This is a genomic window from Ornithinibacillus halophilus (genome assembly GCF_900129485.1).
In the GTDB taxonomy this organism is placed as follows: Bacteria; Bacillota; Bacilli; order Bacillales; family Amphibacillaceae; genus Ornithinibacillus; species Ornithinibacillus halophilus.
Window position 1 is genome coordinate 320929 of record NZ_FQVW01000001.1, and the last position, 16581, is coordinate 337509.

Below are 16581 nucleotides of genomic sequence, written 5' to 3' on the forward strand. Positions count from 1 at the left end.
TACCCTCTCTCTCGAACCTATTGACAAATGTTTTTAAGATCATTAAGGAAATTAGGGTAGGAAATATTTATGGATGATATATCATCTAAAGTAACCTTTCCTTTTGCAATTAAAGAAGCTATAACAATCATCATGCCAATACGATGGTCATGGTAGGAAGATACTTCAGCGCCATGTAATTCGCTTTTTCCGTAAATCACCATACCATCATCTGTTGCTTCGATTCTTGCACCTAATTTTGATAGAACATCTACTACTGCTTCAATTCTGTCTGTTTCTTTTACGCGAAGTTCTTGCGCATCTCTTATAACTGTTTTCCCTTCTGCCTGCGTTGCTAACAAAGCAATAATAGGAATTTCATCTATAAGTCTAGGAATAATATCTCCTTCAATAATGGTCCCTTTAACTTGCTGATAACTTACTGTTACATTTCCAATCATTTCACCGGACTTCTTTTGTTCATCATGAATCTCAACGGACGCACCCATTTGTTCAAGTACATCAATAATTCCTGTTCTAGTTTGGTTCAATCCTACTTGTTTCACTGTTAAGGAACTTCCGGGTATGATGGCAGCAGCGACAAGGAAAAATGCAGCTGATGAAATATCACCTGGCACGTAAACATCATTTGCTTGTAAAGATTGTTTATTTGAGATTGTAATTTCGTTACCATGAATACTGATATCTGCTCCAAATGCTTTTAACATGTTTTCTGTGTGATCTCTAGTTGCGACATCCTCTATAATCGTTGTTTCTCCATTTGCTAAGAGACCAGCTAGTAATAATGCTGATTTTACTTGCGCACTTTTCACAGGTAATTTATAAGTAAAGCCCATCAATTTCTGGCCTTTTATAGCTAATGGAAGATACGCAGCATTTTGACGACCTTCAATTAATGCGCCCATTTCAAGTAACGGTTGAACAACACGATTCATTGGTCGATTTGATAGCGATGCATCACCATAAACAGCTGTAAAAAATGGTAATCCTGCTAATAAACCAAGCATTAATCTAGCAGTTGTTCCTGAATTCCCAAAATAAATAGGAGCATTTGGTTCTTCTAATTTATTTATCCCTTTTCCGTGTACTTCAATATAAGAACCCTCTTGTTCAATAGTTACACCTAATTTGCGCAATGCATCAATCGTACGTAAACAATCTTCACCTTCTAGGAAATTATAGATTCTACTCTTCCCATTTGCTAAAGAAGTTAATATTATCGCACGATGAGAGATCGATTTATCTCCTGGGACTTTCATTTCGCTATTAATTGGTCTATTAATAGGATATAGCTCATAACCCATGCATCTTCACCTACCCTTTTATCAATTCATCATCTCTTCTTTCACCATATCGAAAAAAGATTGTATATAATCTAGTATTTTATTATCCTCAAAAGAGTGAACTGTCGGCTGTCCAATTGCTTCTAATAACACCATATGTATTTTATTATGAACATTCTTTTTATCTGTTTTCATTTTATCTACTAGAGCAGTGGGAGTTAAACTGTTAACTATATTTAAAGGATAATGGTTTTTCTTCAACCAAGAAAGTAATTGGGAAAACAAGATTTTTTTAGAAAAATACTTTTCACTGACATAGACAGCAAATAATAAACCTATTCCCACCGCTTCACCGTGTGTTATTTTTCCATAGCCTAAAACTGCTTCAATCGCATGACCCAAAGTATGACCTAAATTCAGATGCTTTCTTGTACCTCGTTCTTTTTCATCTTCTTCTACAATAGCAGCCTTTATCTTTATTCCTAACTCTAAATCTTGCATTAACTTTTCATTAGGGATATCTGAAATAGTGGTGGATAAGATTTCATTTAAATTAGATTGTTTGGCTAGCATTGCTTCTTTAATGATTTCGGCATAACCAGAACGTATTTCTCGTGTTGGTAATGTGTGTAATGTATCAATATCATACAGCACCAATTTAGGTGGATAAAAACTTCCGATTAGATTTTTACCTAGTTCATGGTTAATAGCAACTTTACCACCAACACTGCTATCATGAGCCAAGATAGTTGTTGGCATTTGAATGTAATCAATACCTCTCATATAAGTGGATGCAATAAATCCAGCTAAATCACCAACAACACCACCACCAAGAGCAATAATTAATGAACTTCTATCCAAGCCAAATTCAATTGCTTTTGTGTGGGTACTATAAAAGATTTCGATACTTTTAGATGATTCTCCTGCAGGGATGATCACTTTTAAAATTTCTTTTTCCGAAAACTGCCCCAATACATCATCCAAATATATATTCGCTACATTTTCATCTGTCATTATTAAGATCTTGGAATAGTCCATAGAAATATAGCTTTTTAAAGCAAGTCGTAATCCACTGCCTATATGGATGGAATAATCATGTGAACTAGCTTGTACATCAATTGTTCTCACTAAAAACACCTAACTTCTTCCCGATATGCTTCAATTGCTTCTTTCAAAACTGGAAAACGGTCATTCGGAAATTGTTCTAAGATGGCTTTCGCTAATTCAAAAGCCACTACATGTTCCATTACGACAGATGCTGCAGGTACTGCACAAGCATCTGATCTTTCAATACTAGCATTAAATGGTTCCTTTGTTTCAATGTCTACGCTTTGTAATGGTTTATAGAGGGTTGGGATTGGTTTCATTACCCCTTTTACAACAATTGGCATTCCAGTAGTCATGCCACCCTCGAAACCACCAAGTCTATTCGTTTTACGATAAAATCCTCGCTCTTCGTTCCATGCAATCTCATCATGAACTTCACTTCCATATTTATGAGCAGCTTCAAAACCAATTCCAATCTCTGCACCTTTGAATGCATTAATACTGACTACTGCTCCAGTGATTCTACTATCTAATTTACGATCATAATGAACATAGGAACCAATTCCTGCAGGCATCCCTTCTACGTATACTTCTGCAACTCCACCAATAGAATCCCCATCTTTTTTAGTCTGATCAATTTTATCCATCATCTGTTGCTCTATTTCTTTATCAAGTGTTCGAACCGGAGATTGTTCGGAAATCGTTTGTCGCTCACGTATTGGTAAATCAATTTCTCTTGCCCTTATTCCTCCAATTTCTTTTACATAACCACATATTTCAATACCTAATTGCTTTAACATCGTCTTAGCAACAGCACCAGCTGCAACTCTAGCCGCAGTTTCTCGTGCAGATGACCTTTCTAACACATTTCGCATGTCTCGATGACCATATTTTAAAGCACCATTTAAATCTGCATGTCCTGGTCTTGGCCTAGTAACTACTCGTCTTAACTTCACATCTTCAGTTAATGGATCCTCTCCCATAATGTCAGTCCAATGTTTATAATCATCATTCTTAACCACTAACGATATAGGGGATCCTAATGTATATCCATGTCTAACCCCACTTGTTATGTCTACTAAATCCTTCTCTATTTGCATTCTTTTCCCTCGACCATGACCTTTTTGTCTTCGAAGTAAAGATTCATTTATATCCTCTTTCGTTAAAGGTAGTTGTGCTGGTACACCTTCAATAATTGTAGTTAATTCTTTACCATGTGATTCTCCTGCAGTTAAATATCTCATTATGTACCTCCTATAAAATAATCACTAATAATAGTAAATTTTCTATATAACCAATGCTTTATATATCGTATTATGTGATAAATCATAATACATCTTAGTAGTATAATAAAGAATTATCCCTTATGAACAATTAATAAAACAAAAAACTCCTATCAGGCGATCGGAGTTTAAAATTAGTATTATTATTTTTTTTGATAAAAGAATGTATCCAACAATTGAAGACCATATTGCGAAGGATTAAATATTTGTTCTGTACTTCCAACAAACAATACACCTTCTGGAGACAGGGAACTAGAAAAATTATTGTAGATTTTATCTTTAGCTGGATCCGTAAAATATATTAATACGTTTCTACATAATATTAAATCTATGTGATTAGGATAATTATCTCTTAATAAGTCATGTTTTTTAAATCGTACTTTTCTCTTTATGGATGAATCAACATAGTATAAACCGTTCTGTGTTGTAAAGTATTTATTCTTTAAATGATTAGGCAAATCTTTTAAAGATTGCTCTGAATAAATTCCTTGTTTGGCTTTGTTTAATACATTATCATCAATATCTGATGCAAGTATAGAAGTATTCACAGAAGGGAAATACTCGTTCATTAGCATTGAAATACTATAAGGTTCTTCACCAGTTGAACAGGCTGCACTCCAAATTGATAGTTTATCCTTATTTTTCACCAATGTAGGTATTACATCATTTTTTAATACATCCCAGCGTTTCGGATTACGGTAGAATTCTGAAACATTTATAGTAATACGATCGACAAATTCATCCATCAAGTTATTATTTTGTATAAGTGCACTATAATAAGTAAAAAAATCTCGATACCCACGTTTTTCTCTTAAAGAAGTAAGCCTTCTTTTCATTTGTGCTTCTTTATAGTATGTTAAATCAATTCCTAATTTTTGCTTTATTCGAGTGATAAACTGAGCGTATTCTTCTGACATATCTAATTCCTCTTCATTATATAATTGGCATGAATAAAGGCCATCCCAAAGGTCGACCTCTCAAATGATTGAGAGGTCTGTGAGATAGCCTCCATCGTCCTTATTAGTATATCCAAGCAGAATCTTGTTTTGTATACGTTACAAGTTCACTAGTTTCAAAAAATAAATTAATTTCTCTTTCAGCACTTTCTGGTGAGTCAGAGCCATGAATCACGTTTTTACCTACAGTAACACCGAAGTCTCCACGGATTGTTCCTGGTGCTGCATCAGATGGATTTGTTTTACCCATCATTTCACGAGCAGTAGCAATAACGTTCTCACCTTCCCATACCATTGCGAAAACTGGTCCTGAAGTTATGAAATCTACTAATTCACCAAAAAACGGTCTTTCTTTATGCTCACCATAATGCTCTTTAGCCAAATCGTCAGAGATTTGCATTAATTTAGCTCCAGCAAGACGGTAACCTTTGCGCTCAAAACGATTAACAATTTCCCCTACTAGATTACGTTGTACACCATCTGGTTTAACCATTAAAAATGTTTTTTCCACGTTTACACCTCTTCTTATGTATGTCTAATAAAATATAACCGTTTAAATTCTATCAAATTTTATAAAAAATAACAACAATATAATTACGATCTTCTTTTACCAATATATTTTGCAATATTTTCTAAAGTGTGCCTTGCTTTATTATTTGGTAAGTCTTGTAATGACTCAATTGCCTTTTCTAAATATCGATCACTTATACGATAAGCTTCTTCTATTGCGTCCGTCTGTTTAATCGATTGAATTAAGGTATCCATACTTTCTTCAAGTTTTCCTTGTTCATGATGTTGAAAGGAATGGATTAATTGAGTTTTAAAATCTTCATTCTTCATTGCAAATAATACCGGTAGAGTAATGTTCCCTTGCAACAAGTCATTCCCAGCAGGCTTGCCTAATTCTTTTGAAGTGGAAGTAAAATCTAATATATCATCAATGATTTGATAAGACATACCAATATAATAACCATATTGATACAATTTTTTAATTTGTCTATTAGATAGATTCGATGTTATCGCACCTAGCTTACAACTAGTGGCGATGAGTAGAGCAGTTTTTCTTTTTATACGACGTAAATAGACCCTTAGGTTCTGATTGAGATTATATTTGTCTTTAATTTGTTCTATTTCGCCTAAACTTACTTCTACAAGTGTTTTGGATAGGGATTTGTGTATAGAAGGATTTTCTAATGTTGTAATTTGTTCTAATGCCTTAGCTAGAATATAATCACCAGTATACATAGCAACATGGTTACCATACTGTGCCTTTATTGTGGGCTTCCCTCTTCTTAATTCTGCATCATCAATTACATCATCATGTACCAAAGTCGCCATATGAATTAATTCAAGGGATACGGCAACGGTTTTGACTTTTTCTAGGTCAAATTCTCCAATTTGACCAGACAACAAAACAAAGACAGGACGAATTCGTTTTCCCCCTGCCTTTAATAATTGGGTAGAAGCTTCTCTCAATACAGGATGTTCAGCATGAATGGCTTCTGTTAACGCAGCTTCAATATAATCAAGATCTTTCTTTAAATAACCGTATGTTTTTGCTAATATCATGCAATTCACCTTAACTTCTATTTTTTAAGTCCCATATGCATAGCTGCTACACCACCTGTATAGCTCTTAACTTTTACATCAGAAAATCCGGCTTCATAGAACATTTTCTTCAATTGGTCCTTATCAGGGAAATTCTTTGCAGACTCATGTAGCCAAGCATATTCTTTATAGCTTTTTGCAAACAGCCTTCCGAAAAGAGGCATAATAAAACGAAAATATAAATAATATAATTGCCTAAATCCTATTAAAGTTGGTTGTGAAGTTTCTAAGCAGATAACTTTACCATTTGGTTTCACAACTCGAAACATTTCCTTTAATACTGTCATATAATCTGGTACATTTCGTAGTCCAAAGCCAATCGTTACATAATCAAATGAATTATCTTCAAATGGTAATTCCATTGCATTACCATGAATAAACGTTAATTGCTCATGCTTCAATTCTTTATTCTTTTCCTCTGCTACAGTTAACATGTTTTTACTAAAGTCTAAGCCAATTACTTCGCCACTATTTCCCACTTCTTCAGCAAGGGCAATCGACCAATCACCTGTACCACAGCAGATATCTAATGCAGAAGCTCCCTTTTGTACATTCATTCGTTTCATAACATCTTTTCGCCAAGCTTTATGACGTTGGAATGAAATAATAGAGTTCATTGAGTCATATTTATTATATATTTTTTCAAATACCGAATGTACTCGTTCTTCCTTTGATTGTTCAGCCATAATAACCCTTCTTCCTAGTTTTCACAGCCTAGTTTTTTTACGATGTGTAATTTTGCGTCTGAATATGCATCAGGAAGCTCACTAAGCAATTCTTTTATATATTGACCCTTATTTAAAATAATTTCCTCTAATTGCTTTTCCGTTAAATTACACTTGTTACAAATTAAAAAGTCACCAAGGCTATTTTTCTCTGTATTATTATTTATTTTCATTTTTAATTCTTTAACCAACCGATTGTATAATAACCACTCTTGAGTAACCAGTATCATTGTGCTTTCATTCACAAAATCAGCTACATGTGTAATCAACAATGACTCTAATTCTTTAATATTAGATATATGGGCATCTAATAGATGAGTTCGTTCTTCTTGTAATGTCATCTTCAATACATTTATTTCTTTTATTCCTGAAGCCAATTTGTTGATGAAAGAAAAATCATCAATTTCTGCCAATAATAAATAGTATAACCCACTATAATAATCACCAGCTAAAATGCTTAGCTGATTTTTAATCATCACATCTTTATCCTGATTGTTATTCACATCTGGAATTTGATCATGTATATCTAGAGCTATTTGTACTAGCATCGTTGTCACTATATAACGTTCCATTTGCTTTTGTGACAACTTAGTATTACTTAATATTTTATATAATAAATAAAGCTTATCTTCGTCAATATCGGGCTTTTGAATATACTTATCTAAGTATATATGCTGGAGTTTTTGTTCAATCCTAGATGTTAGATATTGTATCTCATTTCCTGTCGTAAACAACGTAATCACCTTAGCCCTTTCAAGCAGTCCCTCTGTGCATATGTTATTATAGCATAATTTATGTATATTCGAGTAAAAAATTTATTATCTCTCTAATTAATTCCTTAGTCGTTTTTAATCTCTCCATGACTAGTTTGAATTATAGCTTTTCCCCTAACTTTAACAGCTGATGTATGTTCTGTAAATTGCGCTATCATAACTTCTCCCTTGTCTAACTTTTCAGAATGGTGAAAACGTGTATCACTACCTCTTGTAAGACCGATTACATTTACTCCATCTTCAAGTGCTTTGATAACAAAAAAATCAGTATTCGTTGTAGGTTTATCCATTGAATTTCTACCTCCAAAAAATATGTTTTGTTTTTCCAAATAAGGATATAATAAACATGATTGTAATTGAAATAATTGACTTACCTTTTATATATCACAGTTATGGATGGTTTTTATTCATTAAAAAAAGGGTGCGTTATTCGCACCCCTCTATAAACCCTATGTACGTATTATTTTACGCTGTCTTTAAGGGCTTTACCTGGCTTAAATGCAGGAACCTTACTTGCAGGAATTTCGATTTCTTCACCAGTTTGTGGATTACGACCTTTACGTGCAGAACGCTCACGTACTTCGAAGTTTCCAAAACCAATTAACTGTACTTTTTCACCATTTTTAAGTGAATCCATGACAGCTTCGAAAACTGCATCAACAGCTTTAGTAGCATCCTTTTTAGATAATTCGCTTTTCTCAGCTACAACATTAACTAAGTCTGTTTTGTTCATGACATTCACCTCCTCCCAAAAAGTTTCGGATCACATTGGTACAAATTATTACTATTTACATTTGTTAACCAATTTACCTACTTTTATACTTAAACATCACTAGAATCAACAGTGACAAGCCTAATATTAACTGAGTTTGCAGCAAAATTCAACAAAAAATACCTATTTTTTTAGGATTTCACTAAATTTTATTGCTTTATGACCCATTTTAAGTTGAAATATAGGACTTTTTTCTTATATTAGGCTTTAATTAAGTAATCCAGCTCTATCTATACATATACGACAATAATCCTTGTAATCCTGCAACTAAACTATATTTTAAAGATTTTTTCTTAAAAGTTTTTCCAAATGCCATTGTTCCCATAATTGTCGAATTAAGAATAGCTTATAAACTAGACATCAGTAAAAAAAATAAAGCAGCCAGGTCGGCTGCTTTTAATTAAAGGATGATTGCGATCAATCCTCCAGAACCTTCATTAATAATTCTTTCTAATGTATCTTTTAGCTTATAACGAGCATTTTCAGGCATTAGTGAGATTTTTGCCTGAATTCCTTCGCGTACAATTGAGCTTAATGAACGACCGAAGATATCGGACTCCCAAATAGATAATGGATCTTCTTCAAAATCTTGCATAAGATACCTTACTAATTCTTCACTTTGTTTTTCTGTTCCGATGATTGGAGCAAATTCTGACTCTACCTCAACTTTAATCATATGGATTGATGGTGCAACCGCTTTTAGACGAACACCAAAACGAGAACCTTGGCGAATAATTTCTGGTTCCTCCAACTCCATATCTTCTAGAACTGGAGCGGCGATTCCATAACCCGTTTGTTTCACCATCTGTAATGCACTTGCGACTTGATCATATTCACGCTTCGCATGTGCAAAATCCTGCATCAATTCTAGTAGATGATCTTTTCCACGAATTTCTTCTCCAACGATTTCTTTCAAAACTTGGTCATATAAATGATCTGGAGCATGTAGATCAATTTCTGCTATACCTTCTCCCATTTCCATTCCAGCAATATTTGCATTGTCAATATAATCATAGTCTGTGAATTGACCAACTATATGATCAACATCACGTAGTCGTTTTATATCTTTTACAGTAGACTGAATTGCTTCTTGGTAGTTTTCTCTTAACCAATGATCTTCTTTTAGCACCATGACCCAACTTGGAAGGTTAACATTGACTTCAAGTACTGGAAACTCATATAACGCTTCGCGAAGCACATTATATACATCATGTTCTGTCATTGATTCGATACTCATAGCCAAAACAGGAATATCATAGTTCTCTGATAGTTCTTGTCTTAATAACTCAGTATCTTGACTTGTTGGGTGAATAGAGTTAACGACCATGATAAACGGCTTGCCTACCTCTTTTAATTCCTCAACTACTTTTGCCTCTGCTTCTACATAATCAGAACGTTCAATATCCCCTATTGTTCCGTCAGTCGTAACTACAACGCCTATTGTAGAATGTTCTTGAATAACCTTTCTAGTTCCAATCTCTGCAGCATCATGAAAAGGGATTGGTTCTTCATACCAAGGCGTATTAATCATTCTTGGGCCATTTTCGTCTTCAAAGCCTTTTGCACCTTCGACTGCATACCCAACACAATCTACTAATCTAACATTTACATCAAGGCCTTCTTCGACATTAACCTGAACAGCTTGATTTGGAATAAACTTCGGTTCAGTAGTCATAATTGTTTTACCTGCAGCACTTTGAGGTAATTCATCATGCGCTCTAGCTCTGTCACTTTCATCATCAATATTCGGTAGTACTACCAACTCCATAAACTTCTTGATAAACGTTGACTTACCAGTACGAACAGCACCAACAATACCTAAATAGATATCGCCATTCGTTCGCATTGAAATATCTTTAAAAATATCAATCTTTTCCAAACGATCCCCTCCCGATCTCACTAACTATATTAATGTACAAACTACGAATAATTGACATTACAAGTCTATGATGTTGTCCTATCAAAATATGACTTAATATGTGTAAAAGAATATAAAATAATGATAAAAGTCATCATTCGTAATTTGATATGAATAATTAAACAACATATAGAGTAAAGTCTTCTAGTTGGGGTATGTATTCCTGTAAAATACGAGAAATAAAAAACCCTTGCAACAATAATATGTTACAAGGGTATATATATGATAATAAATTCTTATTCATGTGTATTTTTCTTAAATTTAATTCATAAATACTGGTTCGCCGTCTTTAATTGTATAAGGCATTGAATAAACCGGTAAAAAAGGAGTATTGTCAGCTAAAATATACCGAATATCGTTGCCTTCTTTATAATTATGTTCATAATCCTGTAATGCAGTGTTGAGTTCAACACGGTAATCTACAAAAAGATTTCCCATTGTATCCATAACGATTGGAAGGTTTTCACCAGAATATGGGCTTTCTACAACAGGTGGTGCATCTAAATCTAATTTTTCATAATCTATCGTATATACTCCATCTTCTATTTCCTTATCAAAAGGCGGATAAATATGTTTGTTTCGATAGATGTTCAGCTTTACATTAATACTTCTTATTTTTTCTGTTAATCGTAAATCAATCAATTTAACCTGAGGATTTTCTTCAACATGGATCAACGCATACTGGTAAACTCCCCCATTTTCATAGGCATTTCCAGGTATTTCACCGATACTGTTCGTTTCTCTTAGTGAAGTAAAATCGATCAAATATTTTTCAAAAATCGGTGTATCACTACTTTTAGTCTTTATTGGCAGTAATCCATTCGTTTTTTCTTTATGTTGATTTACAGCATCTTGTACATTTTCTAGCTGTTGTTCATTAGGAACTTGATTCTGTGAGAGTTGATCATTAGGGTACATACATCCACTCAAAACAAAAATCAAGCTAGATAAAACAATTATTTTAACATATGTAAACTTCATGTTTAATGCCCCCTTACAGTGTTGGACCACTCAGTACGATATAAACGATAATAATTCCACCAACAAATAAGAATATATACGCTAGTAAAGAAACAAGTCCTGCTAAAAATCCTTTTAATTTATATCTACTTAATAAAATAAGTCCAATTGCCAAAATTAAAAATACCATACCAGCAATCGAGACCCACATTTTCAACATAGATAAAGACATATTTTCACCTCTAGAATCCATTCATTTCTACTTGCACAAGGTATTATAACACAACGCGTCCAAACAAGCATTATAAGAGGTTGTCCATTCTTAATGTCTAATATATCTTAATATTTAGTTAAGAAAAGCGAAGAGTGTCCTGAGCAATACACCTCTGAAAGCTTAAGTTATCTGGGCTAATTATAAAAACTTAATAACTCATAACTTTTGAAAAGGTTAGACCACATAAAAACCCGGAATGAAGCGGGGCGGCCTCCATCCCGGTTTGACTAAATAATATACCCACAGCAACTCTATCTATGAATGCTTGTGCGTTTCATTTTATGCGAATAAACGTGAGGGCGTATCCTCACCTGCCCAGTATTTCTTATTTTTTAAACATTTGGTTCAATGTGTTCATATCCATTGGCATATTATTGCTAGTAATTGTCTTCACAATTTTATCTTCTTTTTCCTTAGAAATTGGTTTATTTGCCATCTTTGCCAAATGTCTCACCAATTTACGTACGGTTTTTTCATCCGAAAAGTCTGCATTTTTAACTTGATCTGCAACTTTATAGACTTGACTCGGATCAATATTTGCATCATTTTGTAATTTATCAAAGATATTTTTGTCGGACACACGCTCGCCTCCTTGCTAATTTCGTTCAACATAGTATATGCAAGGAGAGCTAATCCGTGTTATTGTGCGTAACGATTACGCAAGAGTGTAGATAAATCATCCATCTCTTCCCGTTTGTCTCGATTCATAAGTTGTTCAACAACTTCTCTCGGTTTGACATCATTAAATAAAATTTGATAAATACCTGAAGTAATTGGCATTTCAACATCTTGTTCCTTAGCAAATTGGTATGCAGCTTTGGCAGTTCTTACACCTTCAACAACCATACCCATTTGTTCTAGAACCTCATCTAAGTTTTTGCCTTTTCCTAATAAATTACCTGCTCGCCAGTTTCTACTGTGTACACTGGTGCACGTTACAATTAAATCACCAACACCTGGTAATCCTAGAAAACTTAAAGGATTCGCACCTAATGAAGTTCCTAGTCTTGTAATTTCTGCTAAACCTCTTGTTATTAAGGCAGCTTTGGCATTATCTCCATAACCTAATCCATCAGAGATTCCTGCACCCAAAGCAATAATATTTTTTAACGCACCACCCAATTCAATACCAATTACATCATTACTCGTATACACACGGAATGATTCATTAAAGAATAGTTCTTGGGCAATTTTGGATTTTTCTTCGTTAATAGAAGCGACAGTAACGGTTGTTGGCTGACGCAATGCAACTTCTTCTGCATGACTTGGTCCAGATAAAACGACAATATCCTCATAATTATACCCTTCAATTTCTTCATCAATCATCTGAGACACTCGTTTTAAAGATCCTGGTTCAATCCCTTTTGAAGCATGAATTATTGTTGGAAAAGAATCTAAAATATTATTTAACTGACCACTTACTTCTCTAATGGCCTTTGTTGGCACGACAAGAACGATTGCAGAAACATCCTTAATAGCTTCTTCTAGGTTCGAATATGCTTTGATTTTTTTAGGAATCATGATTTCTAAATAGTTTTCATTTTTGTGAGTCTCGTTAATTATATTTGCTTGTTCTTCTCGATGTGTCCATAATCGCACATCATGTCCATTATCTGCTAATACAATACTAAGGGCAGTTCCCCAACTACCCGCACCTAAGACTGCAACTTTTTTCATCTTCTCTCCCCCTATTGCCTTCTTCTAGCGAATATTTTTATTGGTGAGCCAACAAAACCAAATGCATCTCTGATTTTATTTTCTAAGAATCTTTCATAAGAAAAATGCATGAGTTCAGGCTCGTTTACGAATACAACAAAACTTGGTGGTTTTACGGATACTTGGGTAGCATATAGTACCTTTAATCTTCTACCCTTAACAGTTGGTGTTGGATTCATGGCAATAGCATCCATTACCACATCATTTAGTACATTTGTTGGTACACGTTTCGCATGATTTTCACTTGCAAGATTAATTGCAGGTAACAATGTATGCAACCGTTTTTTCGTTTTCGCTGATAAAAATACAAGTGGTGCATAATCAAGGAATTGGAAATGAGATCTAACCTTCGTTTCAAACTCCTTAATCGCTTTTTCATTTGATTCTACGGTATCCCATTTATTAACTACAATAATAATTGCACGACCTGCATCATGAGCATACCCAGCAATTTTTTTATCTTGTTCTCTTATTCCCGTTTCTGCATCAATCAAAACGAGAACAACATCAGAACGCTCAATTGCTTTTAAAGCACGTAATACACTATATTTTTCTGTTGTTTCATACACTTTACCACGTTTTCTCATACCAGCTGTATCAATGATAACGTAGTCTTGATCTTCCTTATGTAAATGTGTATCGATGGCATCTCTAGTAGTACCCTCTATATCACTTACAATTACACGTTCCTCATTCAATAAGGCATTTACTAGGGATGACTTTCCAACATTTGGTCTCCCGATTAAACTGAAGTATATGGTATCATCCTTTACTTCTTCAATCTCATTATTTGGAAAATGTTTCACCACTTCATCTAGCATATCACCTAATCCAAGTCCATGTGCTCCTGATATCGGAAATGGCTCTCCGAATCCTAATGAATAATACTCGTATATCTCATCTCTCATCTCAGGATTATCAATCTTATTAACTGCCAAGACTACTGGTTTATTCGATTTAAATAACATCTTAGCAACTTCTTCATCAGCTGCAGTTATTCCCTCTTTACCATTAAGCAGGAAGATAATAACATCTGCTTCATCAATGGCAATTTCTGCTTGTTGCCGCATTTGTACTAATAGAGGCTCATCCCCTATTTCAATACCACCCGTATCAATTAAGTTAAATGTGGTTGTTAACCATTCCGCCTGAGCATAAATACGATCACGTGTCACACCTGGTATATCTTCTACTATGGAAATTCTCTCACCGACTAATCTATTAAATATTGTTGATTTACCTACATTTGGTCTCCCGACTATTGCTACTACAGATTTCCTCATGAAAGGAACATCCTCTCTATGACTATAAATTTTGTGTAAAGGGTTATTTTTCCTTTAACTCCTATAACTTTATTTATTCTAGCAAAAGTAAGAGATATTAACAATTCTTTAGAGGTAATAAGATATAATTTGCAAAGTTGTCTAATTCCAAGTACATGTGCATTTCTTAATGTTTCACAATAATATAGATCTCATCACTTAACGCATGTGCAATTCCGTCTGTTATCGCCTCTAAATTTGCTGCCATTTGCTGAAGCTCCTGATCATTATCACAAATAAAGATTGGAGCTCCACCATCAATTTTGGGTTTATTAGTCGTAATTACTGCTAAAACGGCCTTTTCTATGTTCATATTACGATTTTGCCTCCTTGTTATGAACCTTCGATTTAGAAGGCATTCGAATTGCATTTTCTAATACAGGAACAGCCCCTATTATTTTTCTTGCTTTTTCGGCATCTCTTACTTGAGGAAGTATAAATATACCAACCCGACCGTCATCTAAATCCCTCTTAATTAAAGGTGTTAACGCAGGTGTACCTGAATCTCTTAATACCCCCAGTGAAACTGAAACATCATGTAAAATTGCTTGTCGTTGTCCTAAATTTGCAATTGTAGTTATCGTGTTCATATTTTTAGGCTTTAAAATAAACCCCATACCATACTTTAAAATCTCTTCTTGTCTTTCTTTTAAACCGATATTCATAATATAAATATTGTCAACATATAGACCAGCACCGTCAAAGTGGATTGGGTGATGTTCGATTTCAACAATATCTTTAATTGTATTTCCGCTTTGTAAAACCTTACCGATAATAAGAGCCAAGATCGCTCCAATTATAGCAACATATATATTGAAGATAATATAGAAAAGCGTACCTATAAAAGAAGTAAGTATAACTAGATAGTTCCGACTTTCAAATGATACAGCTATCCCTTCAATATAAGTTTTTCCTCTTGGAACAAGCTCATAGTCATCAATCTCTGTTAATGTATTTCTTTCCATGTTACGTACTTCTCTAAATTGAGTTGCAGCAACAGTTAAGAAGGTTACTGCCGTAAATTCCATTTCTCTGATTGCAGGTACTGCTACAGCACCAAGAGATGCTGCAATAAACCCCAATGCTAAATGGATAACTTTACCGTGTAAATACGTTGGATATTGTCTGTAATCTGTACGCAGCATCATAATACGAGAAATGGTTCCAACGATTACACCAAACACAATAGGATAAATATATTCATTCATTTTGCCACCTCAATGATTGTCTATAGATTTGAATAGATTGGATAATTTTTAGTCTAAGTCGATTAAGAAATTCGATTCCAAATAGTAGAAATACAGCGATAAATAATGTATCAAAAAAGTGTTTTTCACCAATAGTGTGTGAAAAATAATAACTTGATAACAAAAAACTATACAAGAATTCTCCACTACAAATCCCTATTAAAGCAATGGATAATCGGTAATAAAATTTATAAGTAAGTATACAAATTAGCGCCACTAACATTAAAGGCAACAATATTTCTCTCGGCATAAATAACCAAATTGGTGCTTGTGATTCCCAGATTAAAAAGCTAGTGTAGCCGATCATTAATGTTAATGAAGTAAATAGATGGTATATTGTGTTTGGTAATTGAGTAAATATAACAAAACCACCTATTAAAAGAATAATTATGGTTACTGATACATGAAATACATCAATACTTATATAAACGTTTGATAAGGTAATACACAATAATATCCAATAAGAAAGCATTGTTCTTGCGTTATTCTTTTTCATAAAGAATGTTACAACAACCCAAAAAATCCAACTAAACCAATAAAAATATAGTCCTTCCATCAATGGCCCCACCTCTACATATATTATTGGTTACCAGTTGGATTTTTAAACAACTTCTTAGTTTAAGTCTATAGACTTAAAGGAGACAGAATGAAGCATAAAAAAAGAGATGCAACCGCATCTGCGACTACATCTCTTTAC

19 protein-coding genes are annotated in these 16581 nt (G+C 33.9%); all 19 read right to left on the bottom strand.

Going from position 1 to position 16581, the window contains the following annotated elements:
• Positions 1 to 17: 17 nt before the first annotated feature.
• The gene (gene aroA / locus BUB12_RS01645; RefSeq protein ID WP_072887335.1) at positions 18 to 1304 is read right to left on the bottom strand and encodes a 3-phosphoshikimate 1-carboxyvinyltransferase; all 1287 of its coding nucleotides are present in this window, start codon (positions 1302 to 1304) and stop codon (positions 18 to 20) included.
• Positions 1305 to 1325: 21 nt separating this feature from the next.
• Complete coding sequence (gene aroB, locus BUB12_RS01650) at positions 1326 to 2411, bottom strand: 3-dehydroquinate synthase (protein ID WP_072887680.1); 1086 nt, start codon at positions 2409 to 2411, stop codon at positions 1326 to 1328.
• Positions 2411 to 3574 (bottom strand): chorismate synthase, encoded by a 1164-nt coding sequence (gene aroC / locus BUB12_RS01655; RefSeq protein ID WP_072887337.1) that lies wholly within the window; start codon positions 3572 to 3574, stop codon positions 2411 to 2413. The genes aroB and aroC overlap by 1 nt, the downstream gene beginning before the upstream one ends.
• Positions 3575 to 3756: 182 nt before the next feature.
• Positions 3757 to 4530 carry a CheR family methyltransferase gene (locus BUB12_RS01660; protein ID WP_072887339.1) on the bottom strand — a complete coding sequence of 258 codons (774 nt, stop codon included), beginning with the start codon at positions 4528 to 4530 and terminating at the stop codon, positions 3757 to 3759.
• Positions 4531 to 4633: 103 nt separating this feature from the next.
• Complete coding sequence (gene ndk, locus BUB12_RS01665) at positions 4634 to 5080, bottom strand: nucleoside-diphosphate kinase (RefSeq protein WP_072887341.1); 447 nt, start codon at positions 5078 to 5080, stop codon at positions 4634 to 4636.
• 83 nt (positions 5081 to 5163) lie between these two features.
• Entirely contained in the window at positions 5164 to 6138 is a 975-nt protein-coding gene (gene hepT / locus BUB12_RS01670; protein ID WP_072887342.1) for a heptaprenyl diphosphate synthase component II, read from the bottom strand.
• A 17-nt stretch (positions 6139 to 6155) separates the two neighbouring features.
• Positions 6156 to 6863, bottom strand: coding sequence for a demethylmenaquinone methyltransferase (locus BUB12_RS01675; protein ID WP_072887344.1), 708 nt, complete (start codon positions 6861 to 6863; stop codon positions 6156 to 6158).
• A gap of 14 nt (positions 6864 to 6877) precedes the next feature.
• A complete protein-coding gene (locus BUB12_RS01680; protein WP_072887345.1) occupies positions 6878 to 7636 on the bottom strand; it encodes a heptaprenyl diphosphate synthase component 1 in 759 nt (252 codons plus the stop codon).
• A 104-nt stretch (positions 7637 to 7740) separates the two neighbouring features.
• Positions 7741 to 7965: a trp RNA-binding attenuation protein MtrB gene (mtrB, locus tag BUB12_RS01685; RefSeq protein WP_072887347.1), complete on the bottom strand. Its 225-nt coding sequence runs from the start codon at positions 7963 to 7965 to the stop codon at positions 7741 to 7743.
• A 170-nt stretch (positions 7966 to 8135) separates the two neighbouring features.
• Positions 8136 to 8408, bottom strand: coding sequence for an HU family DNA-binding protein (locus BUB12_RS01690; protein WP_072887349.1), 273 nt, complete (start codon positions 8406 to 8408; stop codon positions 8136 to 8138).
• Positions 8409 to 8847: 439 nt separating this feature from the next.
• On the bottom strand, positions 8848 to 10326 hold the full coding sequence (spoIVA, locus tag BUB12_RS01695) for a stage IV sporulation protein A (RefSeq protein ID WP_072887351.1): 1479 nt from the start codon (positions 10324 to 10326) through the stop codon (positions 8848 to 8850).
• A 300-nt stretch (positions 10327 to 10626) separates the two neighbouring features.
• Positions 10627 to 11346, bottom strand: coding sequence for a hypothetical protein (locus tag BUB12_RS01700; RefSeq protein ID WP_072887353.1), 720 nt, complete (start codon positions 11344 to 11346; stop codon positions 10627 to 10629).
• 13 nt (positions 11347 to 11359) lie between these two features.
• A complete protein-coding gene (locus BUB12_RS01705) occupies positions 11360 to 11557 on the bottom strand; it encodes a DUF2768 domain-containing protein (RefSeq protein WP_072887355.1) in 198 nt (65 codons plus the stop codon).
• A 367-nt stretch (positions 11558 to 11924) separates the two neighbouring features.
• Positions 11925 to 12179 (bottom strand): stage VI sporulation protein F, encoded by a 255-nt coding sequence (locus tag BUB12_RS01710; RefSeq protein WP_072887357.1) that lies wholly within the window; start codon positions 12177 to 12179, stop codon positions 11925 to 11927.
• Between the two features lie 59 nt (positions 12180 to 12238).
• Positions 12239 to 13276 (bottom strand): NAD(P)H-dependent glycerol-3-phosphate dehydrogenase, encoded by a 1038-nt coding sequence (locus BUB12_RS01715; protein WP_072887359.1) that lies wholly within the window; start codon positions 13274 to 13276, stop codon positions 12239 to 12241.
• An 11-nt stretch (positions 13277 to 13287) separates the two neighbouring features.
• Positions 13288 to 14598 (bottom strand): ribosome biogenesis GTPase Der, encoded by a 1311-nt coding sequence (der, locus tag BUB12_RS01720; protein WP_072887361.1) that lies wholly within the window; start codon positions 14596 to 14598, stop codon positions 13288 to 13290.
• Positions 14599 to 14764: 166 nt separating this feature from the next.
• Positions 14765 to 14950 (bottom strand): capping complex subunit for YIEGIA, encoded by a 186-nt coding sequence (locus BUB12_RS01725; RefSeq protein WP_072887362.1) that lies wholly within the window; start codon positions 14948 to 14950, stop codon positions 14765 to 14767.
• Between the two features lies 1 nt (position 14951).
• The gene (locus BUB12_RS01730; RefSeq protein WP_072887364.1) at positions 14952 to 15845 is read right to left on the bottom strand and encodes a YIEGIA family protein; all 894 of its coding nucleotides are present in this window, start codon (positions 15843 to 15845) and stop codon (positions 14952 to 14954) included.
• The gene (locus BUB12_RS01735) at positions 15838 to 16440 is read right to left on the bottom strand and encodes a YphA family membrane protein (RefSeq protein ID WP_072887366.1); all 603 of its coding nucleotides are present in this window, start codon (positions 16438 to 16440) and stop codon (positions 15838 to 15840) included. Before BUB12_RS01735 ends, BUB12_RS01730 begins: the two co-directional genes overlap by 8 nt.
• Positions 16441 to 16581 lie beyond the last annotated feature (141 nt).